Genomic DNA, 20,201 nt, shown 5'->3' with positions numbered 1-20,201 from the left:
CGGCGTCTACGCCGAGCGGGCGAAGGCGACAGCTTTTTCGAATTGCTCCAGGTTGGGTCGCACGCCGGTGTACAGCACGAACTGCTCCAGGGCCTGGATCGCAATGACTTCCAGCCCGGTGATGACCCGTTTGCCTTCGGCCCGGGCGCGCACGATCAGTGGCGTTTCCGACGGGATCGCCACGACATCGAACACGGTCTCGGCCGCGGCGATGGTCCCGGGCTCGAACGCCAATTGGTCGGCCTCCGGGCCACCGGTCATGCCGATCGGCGTGACGTTGATCAGCATCTGCGGCTGTCGGCTCCCCAGTTCAGCTTGCCATTCATACCCCAGGGACTCGGCCAGGGCTCGCCCGGCGGTTTCATTGCGGGCAACGATCAGCCCGTTCTTGTAACCCCCATCACGCAAGGCACTGGCCACAGCCTTGGCCATGCCGCCGCTGCCGCGCAGGGCAAAGGTCGAGTCCTTGGGCACGGCGTGGCTTTGCAGCAACTGGGCGATGGCGATGTAATCCGTGTTGTAGGCCTTCAGATGGCCGTTGGTATTGACGATGGTGTTGATGGATTGGATCGCGGCGGCGGAAGGATCCAGCTCGTCCACCAGGGCGATGCAGGCTTCCTTGAACGGCATCGACACGCCGCAGCCGCGAATGCCCAGGGCGCGGATACCGCCTACCGCTCCAGGCAGGTCCTGGCTGCTGAATGCCTTGTAATAGAAGTTAAGGCCCAATTGTTCATACAAATGATTATGAAAGCGCAGGCCGAAGTTTCCGGGACGCCCCGAGAGCGACATGCACAGTTGGGTGTCTTTGTTGGGATTGATCTGCACGCGTGTCTCCTTGCGTTCACTTTCGGACAGACGGAAACACCGTCGCGAAAGGTTTATTCGATGATGATACCGCCCGGCCCGGCCCGATCTCCGGCCCCTGGATGACGCGGCGCGGTAAAGAAAAGCGCTACAGACCTTACACAATATTTACCCAACGGCGTCGCAAATCTTGAGAAAATCGCTGTCATAGCAAGTAACCCCGCGACCCTCATCGGGTCTGTTGCAGACCACAGGCGCCGGGGCCGAAACGAGGAACAGCCATGAATCGTAAACTTCCCATCATCGCCCTGCTCATGGGGGCACTCGCGGTCACCGGCCAGGCATCCGCCCACGGTCGTGGTGGTTGGGAGGGGCCCGCAGTGTTTGGCGCAATCGTCGGTTCGGCCATCGTCGGCTCGGCCATCATCAACCGTGATCGGCCGGTGTATGTGCAGCAACCGGTCTACGTCCAGCCGCAGCCGGTCTACTACCAGCCGCCACCACCGGTCTATTACCAGCCACAGCCGGTGTATGTAGAGCAACCGATCTACTATCGCCCGGCACCGGTGTATTACGGGCCACCACGGGGCTACTACTACGGCCCACCACGGGGCCATTACGGCCGCTGGTAATCAGCTCTTTCGAGCAGCACAAAAAAGCCTGTGATCCTTGATCACAGGCTTTTTCATGTCCGCTGGATAACCTGTGGCGAGGGGATTTATCCCCGCTGGAGCGCGAAGCGGCCCTAAATGCCGACAACCCAGTGTGTCAGGCAGGTTAAGTTGACTGCTTAGGGGCTGCTGCGCAGCCCAGCGGGGATAAATCCCCTCGCCACAGTGTAATGGTCAGACGTGCTCGCTGCTTTTCAGTCGGATCGGCGCATGCCCTGCCGGCTCGTGAACAGACTCCGCCACCACGGGAATCTCGTTACCATCGCAATCATGCAGCTTGCCGTCGCTGAAGTAATCGCCTTCGCGCAGCGCCGCCAGGTCCTGGTAACGCAACACCCGCTCGGTGCCGGCAGCGAAAACCGACTGTTGGTCGGAGTTACCCGCAGTGAGGTGGTTGAACGCCAGGTTCAGCACGATCGCCATGATTGCCGAAGAACTGATGCCCGAATGAAAGATGGTTGCGAACCAGCTCGGGAAATGGTCATAGAAATTCGGTGCGGCAATAGGAATCATGCCAAAGCCGATGGAGGTGGCGACGATGATCAGGTTGACGTTGTTGCGGTAATCGACTTTCGACAGCGTGCGGATGCCACTGGCAGCCACGGTGCCGAACAGCACGATACCGGCACCGCCCAGCACCGAGGTCGGCACCGCCGCGATCACCCGCCCCATGAACGGCAGCAGGCCGAGCACCACCAAAAACACCCCGCCGGTCGCCACTACGAAACGGCTCTTGATCCCGGTCACCGCCACCAGCCCGACGTTCTGGGCAAAGGCACTCTGGGTGAAGGAACCGAAGATCGGCGCGATCATGCTCGACAGCATATCGGCCCGCAAGCCGTTGCCCAGGCGCCTCGAGTCGACTTTGGTGTCGATGATTTCACCCACGGCCAGGATGTCGGCGGAAGTTTCTACCAGAGTCACCATGATCACAATGCACATCGACAGGATCGCGGCGATGTGGAAGGTCGGCATGCCGAAATGGAACGGGGTCGGGAAGCCGAACATCGGGCCTTGGCTGACCGATGAAAAGTCCGCCATGCCGAGGAACACAGCGATGACAGTGCCAATGACCATCGCCAACAGAATCGATAACCGGGAGATGGTGGCGCTGCCCATTTTGCTCAGCAACAACACCAGTACCAAGGTCACCGCAGCCAGGCCGATGTTGGCCATGCTGCCGAAATCAGCGGCGTGACTGTTGCCACCCATCGCCCAACGCGCCGCCACCGGCATCAGGGTCAGGCCGATGGTGGTGATCACGATGCCAGTGACCAAGGGCGGAAAGAACCGGGTGATGCGCGAAAACACCGGGGTAATCAGCAAACCGATCAGCGACGCTGCGATCACCGCACCGAGGATGGCTTGAAAGCCGCCTTCCCCGCCGCTGCCGACAATCGCCACCATGGTCGCGACGCCCGAGAACGATACACCTTGCACCAAGGGCAACTGGCAGCCGAAAAACGGCAAGCCAAGGGTTTGCAGCAACGTCGCCAAGCCCCCTGCGAACAATGACGCGGCAATCAACAAACCGATATCAGCCGGCGAAAGCCCGGCTGCCTGGCCGATGATCAACGGCACGGCGACGATGCCGCCGTACATGGTCAACACATGTTGCAGGCCGTAAGCCATATTCGCGCCGACGCCAAGGTTTTCGTCCTCGGGCCGTGGGAGTGAAACATGGGGCGTTTTCATGGTTCGGGAATTCCCTGTTTTTTGTTATGGGCACACTGTATTCAAAACTCAGGACAAATGTCCATAGAGTTGTATACAACTTGTTACCCTACCCAGGCACAGGCTTCCCGCCCAACAGCCTTTTTATGGCTGGAGCAAGCCCACGACTGCTGGCCGCAACAGCTCGCGAGGCGGCACGCGCAAGTCGAATTCCTGTTCCAGCACGTCGATCAACTCGTCGGCATCGGTGAGCGATCGTCGTTCACTCTCCTGCCCTATCCGGTGCACGGCATAGCTGTTGCCGTTCAGGGTCTTGCGCAGCCCATCACCGGTGCGGGCGACCATCAACCGGCCCATGAACGGCGACTCAGGGTGGCTGCAGACGTACCAATTGCCGAGGGTGTAGTCGATGTCTTCCTGGCGTTGCAGATCGAACAGGTACATCGGCCGCCATTCGTCGGCCACGTTGGCACGCAACAGGTAACCGTCCGCATGGGTCTCGATGCGGTACGGTTCATGGGGCGTGACTTGTGCCTCACGGCTGTCCAGCAGCAGCGGCGCTGTTGGCACCATGCCACCGAAGCCGACGTCGGTGATGTAGCGCACACCCTCGAACGTCACCAGGCTCAGCCGGTGGGTCCGGGCAGTCCAAGTGCCCTCAGGCGCGTTCATCACCACGCGTCCGGTGATGCCCCGGGCCTCGAAACCCAACGTCTGCAACAACGCCAGGAACAATTGGTTGAGTTCATAGCAATAACCGCCGCGTCCTTGCTCGAACACTTTTCGCTCGACCGACTCAAGGTCGATGGGCACGGGTTGGCGCAGCAATGTCGAGAGGGTTTCAAAGGGGAATTCGGCGGTATGGCGCCATTGCAGTTGACGTAACGTGTCGAGGGTCGGCGCGGGGGGCGCATCGAAGCCCAGGCGCCGCAGATAGCGGGCCGTGTCGCTCAGTTGGGAATGACTCATGAGGGTGTCCTTTTCCGGGGGCGGCGCAGCGCTCACGACATACGCACTGCTATTGGGCGCCAGGTATAAGACATTCCCCTCACAGAGACAACAAGCGACCGGAGCGCTTCGCCCGCTCACCGCCGCTTGCGTGAAGCCAGCCGGATCCAGGTGGGCGCGTGGTCGCTGGGGTGGGGTTGGTTACGGACCCAGGCGTCCACGCCGGCCTCGCTCAGGTAGGCGCTGGCCGTCGGGTTGAGCAGCAGGTGATCGATGCGCAGTCCGGAGTTTTTCTGCCAGTGCTGGCGGAAATAATCCCAGAAGGTGTAGATCCGCTCGTCCGGATAGAGGTGGCGCAACGAATCGGTCCAGCCCTGGTCCAGCAGCCGCTGGTAGCACGCGCGGCTTTCAGGCTGCAACAGCGCATCCTTGAGCCAGGAGCGCGGGTTGTAGATGTCCATGTCGGTGGGCACCACATTGTAGTCACCGGCCAGCACCACGGGATGATCACTGGCCTGCAATCCTTGGGCATAGTCGATCAGCCGTTCGAACCACGCCAGCTTGTAGTCGAACTTCGGACCCGGTTGCGGGTTGCCGTTGGGCAGGTAAAGGCAGCCCACCAGCACACCATGGACCGCCGCCTCCAGATAGCGACTGTGGCTGTCGTCATCCCCGCCGGGCAGTCCTCGGCGGCTCTCCAGCGGCTGCGCGTCACGGGCCAGGATCGCGACACCGTTCCAGGACGCCTGCCCGTGCCAGATCGCTCCATACCCCACCGACTCCAACTCCGCCGCCGGGAAATCCTTGTCCACGGCCTTGAGCTCCTGCAAACAGACGATGTCAGGGCTCTCCCGCTCCAGCCATTCCAGCAGGTTGGGCAGCCGGGCACGGATGCCATTGATGTTGAAGGTCGCGATCCGAAGGTTTTTCATAGGTCCAGAATCCGAAATGCCAAGTCACAGTTGTGACCGACAACCGGACGCAGTGGTTGCACAGGTCTTCAGGAACCCGCGCCCCATCATCGAGATTCCAACCGATCTCAACGATCCGAGCGCGCCAGCGTATCGAGCCCACCTTCCGTCGATAGCACCGCCACGCGGTTGCGGCCGCTGTGCTTGGCCTGGTAAAGCGCCGCATCGGCCCGCTGGATGAAGATTTCGATGCTGTCCAGGCTGCTGGGGACAAAGGCATAGCAGCCCAGGCTTACCGTGAGGTAGCCGGTCGGGGAGCCGGAATGGGTGATGTGCCTGTCGATGACGCTGCGGCGGATCTGCTCGGCCAACGCCATGGCCCCCGAGAGATTGGTGTCGGGCAACAGTACCGCAAACTCTTCGCCACCATAACGTACCGCCAGATCGGCCTTGCGATGGCAACTGCTCTTGAGCACCTTGGCCACTTCCGCCAGGCAATGATCCCCGGCCACGTGTCCATAGGCGTCGTTGTAGCGTTTGAAAAAATCGATATCGAGCATGATCAGGCTCAAGGGGCTGCGCTGACGGGCGCCCCGGCCGAACTCGATGTCCAGGGCCCGCTCGAACAGGCGGCGGTTCGCCAGCCCGGTAAGGCTGTCGTGCGTGGCAATCAGCTCCAACGCTTCCTGGGCCTTGCGCAAGTCCGCCTCGATCCGTTCGCTATTACGTACCTGGCGCACGAATACCCAGCCGAACAAGCAAATGCCCAGCACCACCAGGCCGACAATGAGGCTGGACTGGAAAGCCCTGTCATGCCAGCCCGCCAGGATCGCCTCTTCGGATATCGCCGCGGTGACCACCAGCGGATAAGCCTGTAGATGTTGATGTCCATAAAGTCTGACGACACCATCGATGGCGGAACGGATGAGTGCATCGCCAGCCATGCCGCTGGCCAGGGCATGGTTGTAGATATGTTCCTCGGACAGCGGATGACCGATCCGTCCCTCATCGAAGGGACGCCGGGCCAAAAGCGTCCCGTCGGACAAAGCCAGGGCCATCTCGCCTTGATCATCCAGATTGAAGCTTTTGAAGAATCGGTCGAAGTACGACATTTTGACGCCGGCCATCAACACGCCCAGGAAGTTGCCATCCTGATCATTCAAGCGTCGGGAAACCGGGATGATCCAGTCGCCGTTTTGCCGACTGCGGATTGCCGGGCCGATATGGGCGACCAGGGAGGCGTTCTGTTGGTGGAAAGCAAAGTACTCCCGATCCGCCACCCCTGGCCCCCTGTGCAGATTGTCAAAGGAGGTCACGACCCAGTGACCGTGCTTGTCGAACAGGAACAGGCCATGCAATTGCTCAAGCGACTGCACGCGTCGGGCAAAAGTTTGCTGCAAGCGTGGCTGTACTGCGGGGCCGAAGCCGTCAACTTGGATCCAATCCGTCAAACTGGCCAACACCAGATCAGCCTGGAGAAAGGTGTCCTGGGCCTGCTGGGCCATGGCCCGGGCAAGAGTGGCCGAGGCGATGCGGGCCGACTCCAGATCCTGGCTGCGAGACTGCTCCAATTGCAGGTAAAGCAAACCGCACAGGCACAGGCACACCGCCGCGATAAACGTCACCGCTGCCTTGAGCAACGGCAGGCGTTTCAAGGCACCGCCAGGGGCATGGAAAGGATCGAGAATAGGGATAGGCAAGCGAGTTCCTGAAGAGGGCAAAACATGAGCGAATTCGCTCAAAGCCCCCAATATTCGAGAGCTTAGCCTACCGCTTGTGAGGCGGCAATTTGCCTGTGCAGCGGAGCCGATGGGTGGCTTGAGTGGATCCAAAAACCAGCCTGACAGCCGATAAAAATGCCCTCTCCAGGGCCCAGAGTTTCCCGCACCAAAGGCCAGTGGTTTGGGGTGGTCACCGCACAGGCGGCACTCGGATTTCCCCAGCCCGGCACTGTGTCCTGACACCCTTTCCACACGCGGCGAACGCCAGGTCCTTGTCCATGCAAACCCGCACTTCCGACAGCTGCGGTCCGCTACAAATCACCGCAATGCCATCAGGCGCGATGCCTGGATTGTTTTGGCGGAACAGCCGGATGATCTCCTCGGCTTCAAAATAGTACGAGGAATTGAACGGTTGCAGCTGTGGTGGGATTTTCACTGCCCCCAGGGCTTTGTCGGCAACCTCCAGGTAGCCCATGGCGCCGAGGCCGCTGCAAGTACCATGCTTGGACCACTCATGCGCCATCAACTTGCGGGTAGGAAACAAGGTCAGGCCCTTCTTCTGCTCCTCTCTCGTCAAAGGCACCTGAGGCGCACAGGATTGCGGCCAGCCGCCCTTGGTGTATTGCGGCCAGAGGCCATGGAGTACAAAGCCGTAGCCTTTACCGGAGCACTGTGCGTCATTCTGGTGAGTCAGGCAGAACGTCGGTGACCAGGACAGCGCCAGCAGGTAGTAATCGAACACTCCGGCCACGGATTGCGCCCGTGCATTGCCAGATTCGCGGGCATTGCCCACTCCCATGCAGCCCAGTGTCAATACGATCAGCACGGCCACGGCAAGACGTTGTTTCATTGACCCACTCCTTGGGGCGATTGTGCGAAGGCGGGATGATCCGGCGATGACTGTTTCAATTTGGTGTTTCAACTCTCTGGAGAGTTGTTTTTTTACAAGCAAACCTCGCCGGGGGCTATCTAAATTGCGTAACGCCCCATAACGTAGATCGCCTTTGACTTTTAAGTGCCCGTCGCCCATGAGCAAACCGATCCGCCCCCATGACGAACAGCCCCTGAGCAGACCCGACACCGTCAGCCTGCGCGAGGCCTTCTGGTTCTGGCTCAAGCTGGGCTTCATCAGTTTCGGCGGCCCGGCGGGGCAGATCTCGATCATGCACCAGGAGTTGGTGGAGCGCCGACGCTGGATTTCCGAGCGACGATTCCTGCATGCCCTTAATTACTGCATGTTGCTGCCGGGGCCAGAGGCCCAGCAACTGGCGACCTACCTGGGCTGGCTGATGCACCGAAGCTGGGGCGGGGTGATTGCCGGGGCGCTGTTCGTGCTGCCCTCGCTGTTCATCCTCATCGCGTTGTCCTGGCTGTACGTCGCCTTTGGCGAGGTGCCGATAGTGGCGGGCATTTTCTATGGCATCAAGCCGGCCGTGACAGCAATCGTGGCGCATGCAGCCCACCGGATCGGCTCCCGCGCACTGAAGAACAATTGGTTGTGGGCGATCGCCGCGGCATCGTTCACCGCGATATTCGCCTTTGATCTCCCCTTCCCTCTGATCGTCCTGGGTGCGGCTGTCATCGGTTATTTCGGTGGCCGCTGGGCACCGGGGAAATTCAGCCTGGGCGGTCACGATTCCCAGCACCAATCCTTCGGCCCCGCATTGATCGACGACGATACGCCGCCCCCGGAACACGCCCGGTTCAGCGCCGCCAGGTTGACCCGTCTGGCCGTCATCGGTGCCCTGCTATGGCTATTGCCGATGGGCCTGCTGACCGCCGTGTTTGGCTGGGGCGGCACGCTTACGCAAATGGCCTGGTTCTTTACCAAGGCCGCGTTGTTGACCTTCGGCGGCGCCTACGCGGTTTTGCCCTACGTGTACCAAGGGGCCGTCGGACACTTCGGCTGGCTGACGCCGACACAAATGATCGACGGCCTGGCCTTGGGCGAAACCACTCCCGGGCCGCTGATCATGGTCGTGGCCTTTGTCGGTTTCGTCGGCGGTTATGTGATGCAGGTGTTCGGTCCCGAACAGGCCTTTCTCGCCGGGGCCGTCGCCGCCACGCTGGTGACCTGGTTCACGTTCCTGCCTTCGTTCCTGTTCATCCTGGCCGGCGGCCCGCTAGTGGAATCGACGCACAACACGCTGAAATTCACCGCGCCGCTGACGGCGATTACCGCAGCGGTGGTCGGGGTGATCCTCAACCTGGCGTGCTTCTTCGGTTACCACGTGCTCTGGCCCAACGGTTTTGCAGGTGCCCTGGACTGGCCGTCGGCAATCATCGCCCTCTTGGCGGCCATTGCGCTGTTTCGCTACAAGCGCGGGGTGATCCAGGTGTTGCTGGCGTGCGGTCTGGCCGGGCTGGCGGTGCATTTGCTGCGCTAGACCAGGCGTTTGCTCAGGTACGTCGCCGAGGCCGGACACAAGGTCTTGAACTGGGCCGTCGCCCTGATCGGAGCGGGCGCCAACGAGCGATCCTGCACCTGATAGCCCTGGTCGGTAAAAAACGCGGCGGCGCTGTCGGTCAACAGGTGCAGCCGTTCTGCCCCCTCACGTTTCGCAAATGCTTCGATAGCGGCCAGCACCGCCGCACCAGTGCCCTTTCCCCGTTGCCCCTCAAGGACAACCAGCGAACGCAGCAACCGGTCGGCGCCCTCCCCCTCGATGCCACCAAACGCCACATCAACGCCTTGTTGGCTGAAGCTGAAGAACTGTCGACCGGGATACGTCAGGTCATCCACGGGTAGACCGGCCAGGGCAAGCGCATCGCGCAATGATCCCAGGTCGTTATTGCTCAAAGCTGTCATTCGCATGGTTGATGCTCGCTGCAGTGTCCTGCCCTGATCATCGGGCACGTCCGAATTTGGTTACAACTCACCGGGTGCATCGGGGGACGGGGTTCAATAGGATTGCTCGAAAGTAAGCCACTGGCGTACATTAGCAATGATTTTTATTGAAACTCCAATTTTTACCCGTCGGGTCAAAGAACTGATGGATGACGATGATTTCGCTGTCCTACAGAAAATACTGGTCTGCAATCCTTCCGCTGGTGATGTCATGGAAGCCACCGGAGGGATCCGAAAGATTCGTATCGCAGCCAAAGGCCATGGCAAACGGGGTGGGGCCAGGGTGATCTACTACCACTTCGTCCATGCTTCGCGGATCGCATTACTGATGATATATCCGAAAAATGAACAGCAAGACTTGACCGTCGATCAACGCAAAGCATTGAAATTGATTGTCGAGCACTGGAGATAACCATGAGCAAATTTTTCGATGAGCTGATGGAAAGCGTACAACAGATGGATGAAATCGTCCGAGGCGAACGCCAGCCGTCACGGGAGTTCATCGTCGATGCGTTGCAAGTGAAGGAAATACGCAAGGCTACCGGCCTGACCCAAGCCAAGTTCGCAGCACTGATCGATGTCCAACTGGGCACGCTTCGCAACTGGGAGCAGGGACGACGCGAGCCTACCGGCCCCGCTAAAGCACTGCTGCGGGCGATTCATAATGATCCGAAACACGTGATCAGCGCCCTAGCCGTTTAAGCATTGCCGAAATGAACAGAACCTCTCAAGCACTGCTTCCATGGGCGAAGGTGCTCGCTCCCGACACCACCCCATGACCCAGCGCAAATGAACACCCCGCCCCATCAGCTAAGCTCAACCTATCATCACGACAGGGAATCGACATGAGCAAGGCAGACGAGCTAGCGGCCAAACTACGGAGAACCCAGCAAACCCGCGCCGATACCGACAACTGCGCCGACCTGGCGATCGAGCATTGGCCCGCCCAAGTCTACGAACTGTATCGCCAGATCGAAATCTGGCTGGCGCCGGTGTGCGAGGCTGGCCTGGACATTCGGCGCAATCCCACCCACGTGTTTGAAAGTCATTCCAGCGGTTCGACGTACAACTACGCCATCGATCAACTGGTGATCGAAGGCAATCATCGCCGCATTTCATTCGATCCGATTGCGCGTTTTTCTCCCCAGGGAGAAGGATGCATCGAGGTCCATATGAAGGGACAGGAGCACTGCATCGTGCGCACACTCGGCGAGCATGGGGAATCGCTATGGCATCTCCAGCCGCTTCGGTTGACCGGGCAACAACCTGACCCAGTGACACTGGACGAGGACGCCCTGCTCTCCCTGATAGAGGAAGGTCTCGGGCTATAACGCCAATGGGCGACCTTAAGGTCGCCCATTGTTGACGGGTTTACGCCCGCGTGGATTCGCCTTCACGGGCACGCTTTTCCCGTATTCATTCCACCACGCCGTCAGCGCCTCCATCGTCGGCCCGAGCCCACGGGCCTTTTGCGTGATCTCGTATTCAACCCGCGGCGGTACTTCGGCGAAGACAGTGCGCGACACCAGGCCATCCCTCTCCAGTTCACGAAGTTGCGCCGTCAGCATGTGCTGAGTAACGCCGGGAATGGCCTTGCGCAGCTCCCCGAAGCGATAGATCCGCTGATGCAGCAACCACATGATTTCCAGCTTCCACTTGCCCGAGAGCAACGCAAACGCACGGCGCATTTCCTCGTGCATGTTGACCTCGGCATTTTCATTAGTCTGGTTTTCCATACTAACCATCACTTTTTCATCCTTCTTGCGGGCTTTCATGTTAGGCGACATTCTCGCTCTATGTCGATTCAACCCAGCCCACTCAGGAAAATACTCATGATTGAACACTCCCTCTATTGGATCAGTACGACGGCGCTGGCCCTGCTTTACCTGGCGTCCGCAACGCTATACGTCACCAAGAAGGCATGGGTAGGCCAGGCGCTGGCCGACCTCGGTTACCCCAGCTACCTGGTACCGATGCTCACCGTCCTGAAAATCCTCGGAGTAGTTGCCATTCTGTCGCGCACAAGCGTAGCGCTCAGCGACCTGGCCTATGCAGGCATGCTCTATCATTTGCTGCTGTCGGCGTCCGCGCACCTGAGTGTGCGCAAGCCACGCGGCGCCCTTCCGGCAGCAATAGGCATCCTGTTGCTGATCGCCTCCTTCCTGACCCAGAACACTGTCCGCGAAGTGCCGTCGCCCTATGCTCCTGGCGCGGCGCAGCACCAGGTCCTCCCCGACTGACGGACTTTGCCTCAACCCATCGTGCTATAGGGCGTTGCGTGCGAAGTCGATGAAGACTCCCGAACCGCTGACCGAGCGGCCAGCGCAGTAAGGACAGCGGCAACGCCCAGCACGGCCGCACTGGTTTCGAAGGTCGCACGATAGCCACTCAGATCAAACAGAACACCGCCCACTGTCGCGCCCGCCGCGATGGCGAGCTGGACGATCGCCACCATCAAGCCACCCCCGGCTTCGGCATCGTCCGGTAGCGTACGCGCCAGCCAGGTCCACCAGCCTACGGGAGCCGCGGTGGCCACCAGGCCCCAGAGGCCGAGCAACAGGGCCGTGATCGTCACTGAACCGCCGAACCAAACAAGGGCAATGGCGATGACGGCCATCAACAGGGGAATGACGACGAGCGTCCGATACAGACCGTTTTTCAGGAATGCGCCGATCAGGAATGTTCCCAGGAAGCCTGCCACCCCGATCACCAGCAACAGGATGGAAAGCATGGACACACTCACCTGTGTCACCGTTTCAAGGAACGGTCGCAGATACGTGAACAGCATGAACTGGCCCATGAAAAATGTGCTGACCGCCAGCATGCCCAGCGCGACCGGAGCCCGGGTCATCAACCTGAAGACATTGGTACTGCCCTGCTTCGCCTGCGAAGGCATGGCCGGCAGGCGTAACAGCAGCCAGACCAGAGCGACGGCAGCAACGGGCACGATGCAGAAAAACGCGCCACGCCAACCGATGATCGCCCCAAGGAAGCTGCCCAGCGGCGCAGCAATCACGGTTGCCAGGGCATTGCCACCATTGACGACGGCCAGTGCCTGCGGAACCTGGTTGTCCGGCACCAACCGCATGGCCGTGGCCGCCGACAGCGACCAGAAGCCACCAATCGCAACACCGATCAACGCGCGCGCCACCATGAATGTGGCGTAGTTGGGCGCCAGTGCGGCCACCGTTCCAGAAACGATCATCAACAGGGTCAGTCCTGACAGTAACCACTTACGGTCGACCCGGGCGGCAATCGAAGCAATGAACAGACTGGTGATCAGGGCAAAGGCACCAGAGACGGCAATGCCTTGGCCGGCCTGCCCTTCGCTGACCTGCAGAGCAGCCGCGACCGGCGTCAGCAGGCTGACTGGCATGAACTCCGAAGCAACGAGCACGAACGCGGCAAGGGCCATGGCAAATACCGCGCCCCAGGCGGGCTGACCTTGTGGCAATGAGTTATCGGTCATTGGGAGAAAATCCTGTGTTTCTTGTGTGGTAGCGAGCCTGCTCGCGATGACGAGGGGCACAACCGACATCACCGTCTCAGGCAGGCTGCTTTCGCAAGCAGTTGGCGAGCGGTCCGGCGGCTATCTTCAGCCGGCCAAGGTCGCGTTATCGATCACGAAGCGATACTTGACGTCGCCCTTGAGCATGCGCTCGTAGAACTCGTTGATCTGGTCGGCGCGCACCAACTCAATGTCGGCGACAATGCCGTGTTGCGCGCAAAAATCGAGCATCTCCTGGGTCTCGGGGATGCCGCCGATCATCGACCCCGCGAGGGTGCGTCGCTTCATGATCAGGTTGAAGACATTCGGCGAAGGATGCGCAGTGGCCGGGGCGCCCACCAGGGTCATCGTGCCGTCACGCTTGAGCAACACCAGCAACGCGTCGAGATCGTGAGGAGCCGCCACGGTGTTCAGGATGAGATCGAAGCTCTTGGTGTGCGCGGCCATTTCTTCGGCATTGCGCGACACGACAACTTCGTCAGCCCCCAACTGCTTGGCCGCCTCGCGCTTGGACTCGGAAGTGGTGAACGCCACGACATGAGCGCCCATCGCATGAGCAATCTTGATGCCCATGTGACCTAGCCCACCGATGCCGACCACACCGATCTTCTTGCCCGGCCCGGCGTTCCAATGGCGCAGCGGCGAATAGGTGGTGATGCCGGCGCAGAGCAGTGGCGCAACGGCGGCCAGTTGCTCTTCGGGGTGACGAATGCGCAACACATAGCGCTCATGCACCACGATATTTTGCGAATACCCCCCCAGCGTCCAGCCGGGCTCATCCGGGGTCGGAAAATTGTAGGTCCCGATCATCCCGTCACAGTAGTTTTCCAGGCCGCTGTCGCAGTCGTCGCAGTGCTTGCAACTGTCGACGATGCAGCCGACGCCGACCAGGTCGCCGGTCTTGAAGCCGGACACGTGGGCGCCGACCGCCGCTACCCGGCCGACGATCTCGTGGCCTGGCACGCAAGGGAATTGGGTACCCGCCCACTCGGCACGCACCTGGTGCAGGTCCGAATGGCAGATGCCACAGAACGCGATATCGATCTGGACGTCGTGCGCGCCTGGCGTGCGACGAGTGATCTGCAGGGGTTCAAGGGGCTTGTCGCCCGCGTGGGCGCCATAGGCTTGTACACGCATCATAAGACTCCATGCTGGATTGAGTGAGGTTCCATCTTCAGGGCCCAGCCTGGCCAACCAGTAGTGCATTACGCTGAGATGCTTGCCTGATCCTATGAGTTCTTCCTTCGCGCGTAGGCAGCGCTTCGTTTGGCAGGTTAATGTTCTGCCTATTGCGCTTGAACCGAGATGACACCCGGACCCGACATGGCCACCCAACGCAGACCCGTACAAGAGACACTGGCGGCCATCATTGGCGCTCGGACCCCACACCCGGGCGACGTTGAAACGCCCATCGCCGGCCTCGCCTTCTTTCGACGGGAAGCGCCGGCCGCACCGGTCATTTGCATGATCGAACCGAGCATCGTGCTGGTGGCCCAGGGCGTGAAGCAGGTATGGATCGGTGGCGAGGCCTATGGCTACGACCCCGGACGATTCCTCATGACCTCCCTGGACATCCCGGCCAATTCCGAAGTGCTGCAGGCAAGCGCGGAACAGCCCTGCCTGGGTCTGGTCCTGAGACTCGACCTGCGCATGGTGGCCGATCTGATCGCCCAGGGCGGCCTGTCGCCGCCCCGTGATCGAGCGGTGGGGATCGGCGCAGGGATCGGCACCGCGACGCCTGACCTGCTGGCGCCGTTCGCACGCCTGCTGGCGTTGCTGGATGAACCCGAAGCGATTCCCATACTGGCACCGCTGATCCAGCGTGAGATTCACTACCGACTGTTGCTCAGCGACCAGGCGGCCCGGCTGCGGCAGATTTCCTCGGTCGATAGCCAGGGTTACCGGATCGCCAAGGCTATCGACTGGTTGAAATTGAACTACACCGAGCCCGTGCGCGTAGACGACCTCGCGGCGCGGGTGCAAATGAGCACGCCGACGTTTCACCACCACTTCCGTCAGCTCACGGCGATGAGCCCGCTGCAATACCAGAAGTGGCTGCGGTTGAACGAAGCCAAGCGCCTGATGCTCAACGAGCATGTGGACGTGGCGAGTGCAGCCTACAAAGTGGGCTATGAAAGCCCTTCCCAGTTCAGCCGCGAATACGCCCGTTTGTTTGGCCTGTCGCCCAAACGGGACATCGCCGCGTTGCGCGAGCCAGCCAAGGCTGTTTGATTCATCAGTGGGAGCAAAGCTTGCTCGCGATGCAGGCACCTTGGCCTTCGGGAGACCGCGTCGGCTTCATCGCGGGCAAGCCTTGCTCCCACAGAGCTGTGCCTTCTGCGCCAACGCCACACACTTCAACGCCAGGATCATCGTCGGGTCAACAAGCGCCACCGTGTGCCCATTGATATCGAACGCCTCGCAATGCGCCAGTACCAGCGGCAACTCTGTACACCCCAGGATCAATACCCCCGCCCCCAACTCGCACAGGTGCTCAGCCGCCAGCAACAATTGCTCCCTGCAGAGCCCTTGCGTGAAGCCAGCCTTGATACCCCGCGGCCCGTAGATAACGTCCATCACCATCGCCTGGTAATCGACCCCTGGCGTAAGGATCTGAAGCCCGGCACGGCGCGCCGCCTGATGATAGACCTGGCTCTGCACCGTACCGGAAGTCGCCAGCAGGCCAATCGCCTTGCCCGAACCGTACTTGTGCACAATCCACTCCACCGTCTCGGTCAGCATGTTGACGATGGGTACCCTCAGGTGCGGCTGGATGCGCTCGACGAAGGCGTGGGCGGTGTTGCAAGGAATCGCGATGGCATTGGCACCGGCGCTTTCAAGGCGCTTGCAGGTGGCGTACATCGCCATTGTCGGATCGGTTTCATCCCGTAGCAGGTTCGCCGTCCGGTCCGGTATCTGCGGGTTTTGCTCGACCACCATCTTGATGTGATCCTGGTCCTTTCCCGCTGGTGTATTGGCCACTACCTTGGCCATGAAATCTACCGTAGCGGCAGGACCGACACCGCCGACGATGCCCAATTTGAACGGCGGGCGCCTGGGCTGCTGCTGATCCAGCGTCGCGAAATCGGCGTAGATCTCGTTGATGTCCAGCACGGTTATCCCGCGGCGCTGCAAGTCGGCACAGACCAGGGAAAGCTCGGTCATGCCGGGCAGGATCAACGTCGCCCCCTGGGCCTGCAACGAGAGGCATGCCTGGTAGACCGCTTCAAGCGGCATGCCTTCGAGATGGCCGTCCTTGATGCCGTTGACGCCGTACATCGCCTCCATCAATCCTGCTTGAGCTTCTGGGTCGGGATAAACAATCTGGAAGTGCTGCCCAAAATGTTGTTCGAACAATCCGCAGTGGCGCACGAAGTCGGAGGCAATCACCCCCAACGTCGTCCGGGGCAGCACCGTTTGGCTGACGTACCGGGTCAAGGCGGCCATCATGTCCAGCACGGGAATGCCCAATTCCTCCTCGATTTCAGCGCGAAAGGTATGGCTGGCGAAGCATGGGAGCATCACCGCATCGAAGCCACTTTCCTCGAACGACTTGCACACCTGGAACACATAAAACTTGCGCGACGTCATGCTCGCCCCCTGGTCCAGTGGCAGCAGCACATCCTTGAACGGGTGCTGCTCGAACAGGAAGTGATAGCGGCCCTGGTCCTCGAGCACCGCCCGGGACTTGATCAACTTGTAGAACAGATCGCCTCCGGCCAGTGAGCCAAGCCCACCGACGATGCCCAATTTGCGCACAACAGAAGCCTTGTGGCTCGACTTCACTTTAGCCTTCATGACCCTCTCCTCAAGCCACCGGCACCGGCTCGGATCGCGACCGAACGGGGGAATGTGCCCCCTCGTCCTCGGCGGCTTCTTCGTGTGGTTCGGACTTGGCGACAACCGCCGTCGCAATGCTGTTCCCCACCACGTTGGTGGCCGTGCGGGCCATGTCGAGGAACTGGTCGATACCGATGATCAACAGCAGCCCCGCCTCGGGAAGATTGAACATCGGCAACGTAGCCGCGACCACGACCACCGAGGCCCGCGCGACACCCGCCATGCCCTTGCTAGTGATCATCAACGTCAGAAGAATCAGAATCTGCTGCGTGAAACTCAAATCAATGTTGTAGGCCTGGGCGATGAACAGGATGGCGAACGCCTGGTACATCATGGAGCCGTCGAGGTTGAACGAGTAACCCAGGGGCAACACGAAGCTGGACACCCGTTTTGGCGCACCGAACTTCTCCAGCGCCTCAATGGTTTTCGGGTAGGCGGACTCGCTGCTGGCGGTGGAAAAGGCCAGGAGAATCGGTTCGCGAATAAGCTTGCCGAGCTGGAAAACAGAGCGACCGAGAAACAGGTAGCCGGCGCCGAACAGCAGCGCCCAGAGGATCAGGATCCCCAGGTAGAACTCGGCAATCAGCTTGCCGTAATCCACCAGCAAGCCAAGCCCCTGAGTGGTAATGGCCGAGGCGATGGCGGCAAAAACCCCAATCGGCGCGAAGGCCATGACGTAGTCGGTGATCTTGAACATCACCTTTGCCAGTTCTTCGATGGAATCGGTGATCCGCGTGTAACCCGCCCGTTTCACGCCCGCCAGCGCAAAGCCGAAAAACAATGAAAACACCACGATCTGCAGGATCTCGTTGTTGGCCATCGCTTCGGCAATGCTGCGCGGAAACACGTGGCCGATAAACGCCTTGAGGCTGAAGTCGCCGGTGTTGACTGGCACCGCAGCGGTTGCGTGCTGGGCCACGTCCATATTCAGCCCGGCACCGGGTTGAAACAGGTTGACCAAGCCCATTCCGATCAGCAGCGATACCACCGAAGCGGTAACGAACCAGGCCATCGCCCGAGCACCAATCCTGCCTACGGAACGGGAGTTACCCATGCTGGCGATACCACCGACCAGCGTCGCAAAGACCAGCGGCGCGATGATCATCTTGATCATGCGCAGGAAAATATCAGTGACCATCGAGAAGTAACTGGCGATCTCTTTGGCACTTTGCTCGCTCCCTGCGAAATGGTGACACGCCCAACCCACCAGCACGCCCAGGGCGATACCCATTGCAATTCGACGTGGGAGCTTATTCTTCTTCACGGTGCTGTCCTCAAGTAGTTATTGGAGTTTTTTACTTGGCAGGGATCAAGTGGATGTACCGATACTCTTGGCGGCATGGGTACTACGGTAATGATTCTAAGGAGCGGATCCGGGGAGATGATGAGTAATCCTGCTAGCTCCATGCGCTTTTGGAATAGTTAACGAAAAGCCGCGCTGGGCCGGGGAGTTGCGACATAAAATGGCGCTCTCACAGCGGGGATCCTGATATGCAACTCAAGTGGCTGGACGATCTACTGGCGATCGCCGAATGGAAAAACTTCTCCCGCGCCGCCGAAGTCCGCTGCGTGACGCAATCGGCCTTGTCGCGCCGAATCCAGTGCCTCGAGGAATGGGTGGGGGTCAAGTTGGTGGACCGGGGCACTTATCCCGTCCAGCTCACTGCCGCAGGCATCACCTTCTGCGACGAAAGCAGAGAAGCCCTCGCCGGCTTACTGAGATTGCGCTCGATGCTGCGTGACGTAGAACGGATGCCGGGACGCTCCATCCAGATCACCGCAGGTCACAGTCTCTCGATGACCTTTCTGCCGAAATGGCTCTCGCAGTTCCAGCAAAACACCGAGCAGTTCAACGCTCGGGTGGTCGCCGCCAATATTCATGACGCCGTTATCGCGCTGGAGGAAGGCAGTTGCGATTTGATGATGGTCTACCACCATCCGCTGGCACCGATCCTGCTGGACGCCGAGCGCTTCGGCAGCCTGACCCTCGGCCACGACGCGTTCATCCCCCTATGTGCACCCAACCCTAAAGGCGAACCGCTGTTCCCCTTGCCGGGCCGCTCCGGCAAACCCGTCCCTTACCTGGCCTACACGGCCACGACATTCCTGGGCCGCGTGGCCGATATCGTCATCAAGAACGGCCCGGCACCGACTGCGCTGGAGCGTTGCTATGAAGCCGACATGGCGATGCTGCTGATGCGCATGGCCATCGAGGGCTACGGCGTGGCCTGGCTGCCGCAAAGCGCGGTGGCCGATGAGTTGGAGCGTGGGTTGCTGGTTCGGGCTGGCAGAGAGGAATGGAGCACGCGGCTGGAGATTCGCTCGTATTGTGCGATTGCCAATCGGAATCCGACGATGCGCAAGCTGTGGAAGACGTTGGAGGGGGCTTCGTTGCATCGCTCGGGCAGCGTACCCGCTGCGCCAGAAGGTACGAACTGATCTTTGAAGGCTATGCGTACAAACCGATCCAGCCGTGGATACCCACGTAGAGACCGACGCCGATGATCAACACGCTGGACAAATAAGGTGCCCGACGCGCCACAGTGCTCAGCCAAGGCCAGCGATTGGAAGCCTGCCTTGCACCCATGGCCGCCGCAGCCCCCACGGTCACCAGGGTAATCGCCAGGCCGATGCTGAAGCACAGGACAAGCAGGCCGCCCAGCGCGACCTCTTTGACCTGCAGGCACAACAGCAGGACGGTAATGGCCGCAGGACAAGGAATCAGCCCGCCCGTCAGGCCGAACAGGATGATCTGGCCCGTGGAGACCTCCCGATTGGTGAAGCGCTTGCGGATGTCGTCGGCATGCGCCTGTTCGTGGGCATCCTGATAGCCCTCCAGCGACAGGCCTTTGGATTCGGGATGCTCGTGGTCGTGTTTGTGGTGATGATCGTGGTGGTCATGACCTTGCGCGAATCTGAACATCTGCTCGCCACGCCAGGTACGCCACAGCATCCACAGCGCGATGGCAATGATCAGCGCGGAAGACGCCAGTTGGAAATAAGGCTCGGTGGTTTCGGCGTCCAACCCCTGGCCCAGATACATGCCACCCACGGCGACGAGCCACACCACGGCGGTGTGGGAAAGGGTCGCCGCCAAACCCAGCAACACCGCTTGTTTGACCGATCCCCGAATCGCCACGATAAACGCCGCCATCATGGTTTTTGAATGGCCCGGTTCAAGGCCATGCAAGGCGCCCAGCAAGATAGCGCTGGGGAAATACAGCCAGGCGTGAGCGCCACCCTGTTGCAGCAATTCAGCAAAATTGGGCATGT

The 20,201-nt window shown here is 60.4% G+C and carries 21 protein-coding genes; 8 read left to right on the top strand and 13 right to left on the bottom strand.

The features are described from left to right. Nucleotides 1–6: 6 nt before the first annotated feature. On the bottom strand, nucleotides 7–828 hold the full coding sequence (locus PSH86_RS10010) for a shikimate 5-dehydrogenase (protein WP_116831893.1): 822 nt from the start codon (nucleotides 826–828) through the stop codon (nucleotides 7–9). Between the two features lie 260 nt (nucleotides 829–1,088). On the opposite strand from PSH86_RS10010, the gene PSH86_RS10005 reads away from it, so the two are divergent. Further along, nucleotides 1,089–1,439, top strand: coding sequence for a hypothetical protein (locus tag PSH86_RS10005; RefSeq protein ID WP_109751626.1), 351 nt, complete (start codon nucleotides 1,089–1,091; stop codon nucleotides 1,437–1,439). Nucleotides 1,440–1,652: 213 nt separating this feature from the next. Here PSH86_RS10005 and PSH86_RS10000 read toward each other — a convergent pair whose 3' ends face one another. The 5 genes from PSH86_RS10000 to PSH86_RS09980 all read right to left on the bottom strand — a co-directional run bounded on the left by PSH86_RS10000 (nucleotide 1,653) and on the right by PSH86_RS09980 (nucleotide 7,582). Beyond that, on the bottom strand, nucleotides 1,653–3,173 hold the full coding sequence (locus tag PSH86_RS10000) for a nucleobase:cation symporter-2 family protein (RefSeq protein WP_109751625.1): 1,521 nt from the start codon (nucleotides 3,171–3,173) through the stop codon (nucleotides 1,653–1,655). 123 nt (nucleotides 3,174–3,296) lie between these two features. After that, entirely contained in the window at nucleotides 3,297–4,121 is an 825-nt protein-coding gene (locus PSH86_RS09995; RefSeq protein WP_109751624.1) for an arylamine N-acetyltransferase, read from the bottom strand. 116 nt (nucleotides 4,122–4,237) lie between these two features. Continuing rightward, a complete protein-coding gene (gene xth / locus PSH86_RS09990) occupies nucleotides 4,238–5,032 on the bottom strand; it encodes an exodeoxyribonuclease III (RefSeq protein ID WP_109751623.1) in 795 nt (264 codons plus the stop codon). Between the two features lie 107 nt (nucleotides 5,033–5,139). Beyond that, nucleotides 5,140–6,711 (bottom strand): GGDEF domain-containing protein, encoded by a 1,572-nt coding sequence (locus PSH86_RS09985; RefSeq protein WP_116831890.1) that lies wholly within the window; start codon nucleotides 6,709–6,711, stop codon nucleotides 5,140–5,142. Between the two features lie 211 nt (nucleotides 6,712–6,922). Then, a complete protein-coding gene (locus PSH86_RS09980; protein ID WP_116831889.1) occupies nucleotides 6,923–7,582 on the bottom strand; it encodes a ribonuclease T2 in 660 nt (219 codons plus the stop codon). A gap of 178 nt (nucleotides 7,583–7,760) precedes the next feature. Here PSH86_RS09980 and chrA point away from each other — a divergent pair, with 178 nt between their 5' ends. After that, entirely contained in the window at nucleotides 7,761–9,119 is a 1,359-nt protein-coding gene (gene chrA / locus PSH86_RS09975) for a chromate efflux transporter (protein WP_109751620.1), read from the top strand. On the opposite strand, the gene arsN2 is transcribed toward chrA, so the two are convergent. After that, nucleotides 9,116–9,547, bottom strand: coding sequence for an arsenic resistance N-acetyltransferase ArsN2 (gene arsN2 / locus PSH86_RS09970; protein WP_116831888.1), 432 nt, complete (start codon nucleotides 9,545–9,547; stop codon nucleotides 9,116–9,118). The genes chrA and arsN2 overlap by 4 nt on opposite strands. 130 nt (nucleotides 9,548–9,677) lie before the next feature. Between arsN2 and PSH86_RS09965 the strand changes: the two genes are divergently transcribed. The 3 genes from PSH86_RS09965 (at nucleotide 9,678) to PSH86_RS09955 (ending at nucleotide 10,911) form a co-directional block, all read left to right on the top strand. Beyond that, nucleotides 9,678–9,992, top strand: a complete 315-nt coding sequence (locus tag PSH86_RS09965) for a type II toxin-antitoxin system RelE/ParE family toxin (RefSeq protein WP_116831887.1) — start codon at nucleotides 9,678–9,680, stop codon at nucleotides 9,990–9,992. Nucleotides 9,993–9,994: 2 nt separating this feature from the next. After that, entirely contained in the window at nucleotides 9,995–10,282 is a 288-nt protein-coding gene (locus PSH86_RS09960) for a DNA-binding transcriptional regulator (protein ID WP_058545613.1), read from the top strand. Between the two features lie 143 nt (nucleotides 10,283–10,425). Then, nucleotides 10,426–10,911, top strand: coding sequence for a hypothetical protein (locus tag PSH86_RS09955; protein ID WP_305489488.1), 486 nt, complete (start codon nucleotides 10,426–10,428; stop codon nucleotides 10,909–10,911). A 15-nt stretch (nucleotides 10,912–10,926) separates the two neighbouring features. Here PSH86_RS09955 and PSH86_RS09950 read toward each other — a convergent pair whose 3' ends face one another. After that, nucleotides 10,927–11,355, bottom strand: coding sequence for a helix-turn-helix domain-containing protein (locus PSH86_RS09950; protein WP_239548676.1), 429 nt, complete (start codon nucleotides 11,353–11,355; stop codon nucleotides 10,927–10,929). 57 nt (nucleotides 11,356–11,412) lie between these two features. Here PSH86_RS09950 and PSH86_RS09945 point away from each other — a divergent pair, with 57 nt between their 5' ends. After that, entirely contained in the window at nucleotides 11,413–11,820 is a 408-nt protein-coding gene (locus PSH86_RS09945) for a DoxX family protein (protein WP_163854612.1), read from the top strand. Nucleotides 11,821–11,831: 11 nt separating this feature from the next. On the opposite strand, the gene PSH86_RS09940 is transcribed toward PSH86_RS09945, so the two are convergent. Continuing rightward, a complete protein-coding gene (locus PSH86_RS09940; protein WP_176688261.1) occupies nucleotides 11,832–13,049 on the bottom strand; it encodes an MFS transporter in 1,218 nt (405 codons plus the stop codon). A gap of 126 nt (nucleotides 13,050–13,175) precedes the next feature. Then, complete coding sequence (locus tag PSH86_RS09935; RefSeq protein WP_305489485.1) at nucleotides 13,176–14,225, bottom strand: NAD(P)-dependent alcohol dehydrogenase; 1,050 nt, start codon at nucleotides 14,223–14,225, stop codon at nucleotides 13,176–13,178. Nucleotides 14,226–14,411: 186 nt separating this feature from the next. On the opposite strand from PSH86_RS09935, the gene PSH86_RS09930 reads away from it, so the two are divergent. After that, nucleotides 14,412–15,320: an AraC family transcriptional regulator gene (locus tag PSH86_RS09930; RefSeq protein WP_109751613.1), complete on the top strand. Its 909-nt coding sequence runs from the start codon at nucleotides 14,412–14,414 to the stop codon at nucleotides 15,318–15,320. A gap of 66 nt (nucleotides 15,321–15,386) precedes the next feature. Here the strand turns inward: PSH86_RS09930 and PSH86_RS09925 are convergent, their stop codons facing one another. Beyond that, a complete protein-coding gene (locus PSH86_RS09925) occupies nucleotides 15,387–16,886 on the bottom strand; it encodes an amino acid racemase (protein ID WP_305489482.1) in 1,500 nt (499 codons plus the stop codon). A gap of 10 nt (nucleotides 16,887–16,896) precedes the next feature. Continuing rightward, nucleotides 16,897–18,192 carry a dicarboxylate/amino acid:cation symporter gene (locus PSH86_RS09920; RefSeq protein WP_212802150.1) on the bottom strand — a complete coding sequence of 432 codons (1,296 nt, stop codon included), beginning with the start codon at nucleotides 18,190–18,192 and terminating at the stop codon, nucleotides 16,897–16,899. 227 nt (nucleotides 18,193–18,419) lie between these two features. On the opposite strand from PSH86_RS09920, the gene PSH86_RS09915 reads away from it, so the two are divergent. Beyond that, the gene (locus tag PSH86_RS09915) at nucleotides 18,420–19,367 is read left to right on the top strand and encodes a LysR substrate-binding domain-containing protein (protein WP_305489480.1); all 948 of its coding nucleotides are present in this window, start codon (nucleotides 18,420–18,422) and stop codon (nucleotides 19,365–19,367) included. Nucleotides 19,368–19,377: 10 nt separating this feature from the next. On the opposite strand, the gene PSH86_RS09910 is transcribed toward PSH86_RS09915, so the two are convergent. After that, complete coding sequence (locus PSH86_RS09910; protein ID WP_305489478.1) at nucleotides 19,378–20,199, bottom strand: nickel/cobalt efflux protein RcnA; 822 nt, start codon at nucleotides 20,197–20,199, stop codon at nucleotides 19,378–19,380. Nucleotides 20,200–20,201 lie beyond the last annotated feature (2 nt).

This window comes from Pseudomonas sp. FP2300, assembly GCF_030687595.1.
Taxonomy (GTDB): Bacteria; Pseudomonadota; Gammaproteobacteria; order Pseudomonadales; family Pseudomonadaceae; genus Aquipseudomonas; species Aquipseudomonas bijieensis.
The sequence above is the reverse complement of the archived record's forward strand: the minus strand, read 5'-3'. Positions and strand labels throughout refer to the sequence as shown.

Excerpts from the sequence above, each read along its gene's own strand:
- PSH86_RS09915 (WP_305489480.1), top strand. The coding sequence starts at position 18,420 with ATGCAACTCAAGTGGCTGGACGATCTACTGGCGATCGCCGAATGGAAA.
- PSH86_RS09955 (WP_305489488.1), top strand. The coding sequence starts at position 10,426 with ATGAGCAAGGCAGACGAGCTAGCGGCCAAACTACGGAGAACCCAGCAA.
- arsN2 (WP_116831888.1), bottom strand. The coding sequence starts at position 9,547 with ATGCGAATGACAGCTTTGAGCAATAACGACCTGGGATCATTGCGCGAT.
- xth (WP_109751623.1), bottom strand. The coding sequence starts at position 5,032 with ATGAAAAACCTTCGGATCGCGACCTTCAACATCAATGGCATCCGTGCC.
- PSH86_RS09925 (WP_305489482.1), bottom strand. The coding sequence starts at position 16,886 with ATGAAGGCTAAAGTGAAGTCGAGCCACAAGGCTTCTGTTGTGCGCAAA.
- PSH86_RS09995 (WP_109751624.1), bottom strand. The coding sequence starts at position 4,121 with ATGAGTCATTCCCAACTGAGCGACACGGCCCGCTATCTGCGGCGCCTG.
- PSH86_RS09935 (WP_305489485.1), bottom strand. The coding sequence starts at position 14,225 with ATGCGTGTACAAGCCTATGGCGCCCACGCGGGCGACAAGCCCCTTGAA.
- PSH86_RS09965 (WP_116831887.1), top strand. The coding sequence starts at position 9,678 with ATGATTTTTATTGAAACTCCAATTTTTACCCGTCGGGTCAAAGAACTG.
- PSH86_RS09950 (WP_239548676.1), bottom strand. The coding sequence starts at position 11,355 with ATGAAAGCCCGCAAGAAGGATGAAAAAGTGATGGTTAGTATGGAAAAC.
- PSH86_RS09945 (WP_163854612.1), top strand. The coding sequence starts at position 11,413 with ATGATTGAACACTCCCTCTATTGGATCAGTACGACGGCGCTGGCCCTG.
- PSH86_RS09940 (WP_176688261.1), bottom strand. The coding sequence starts at position 13,049 with ATGACCGATAACTCATTGCCACAAGGTCAGCCCGCCTGGGGCGCGGTA.
- PSH86_RS09960 (WP_058545613.1), top strand. The coding sequence starts at position 9,995 with ATGAGCAAATTTTTCGATGAGCTGATGGAAAGCGTACAACAGATGGAT.
- chrA (WP_109751620.1), top strand. The coding sequence starts at position 7,761 with ATGAGCAAACCGATCCGCCCCCATGACGAACAGCCCCTGAGCAGACCC.
- PSH86_RS10005 (WP_109751626.1), top strand. The coding sequence starts at position 1,089 with ATGAATCGTAAACTTCCCATCATCGCCCTGCTCATGGGGGCACTCGCG.
- PSH86_RS09910 (WP_305489478.1), bottom strand. The coding sequence starts at position 20,199 with ATGCCCAATTTTGCTGAATTGCTGCAACAGGGTGGCGCTCACGCCTGG.
- PSH86_RS10000 (WP_109751625.1), bottom strand. The coding sequence starts at position 3,173 with ATGAAAACGCCCCATGTTTCACTCCCACGGCCCGAGGACGAAAACCTT.
- PSH86_RS09930 (WP_109751613.1), top strand. The coding sequence starts at position 14,412 with ATGGCCACCCAACGCAGACCCGTACAAGAGACACTGGCGGCCATCATT.
- PSH86_RS09980 (WP_116831889.1), bottom strand. The coding sequence starts at position 7,582 with ATGAAACAACGTCTTGCCGTGGCCGTGCTGATCGTATTGACACTGGGC.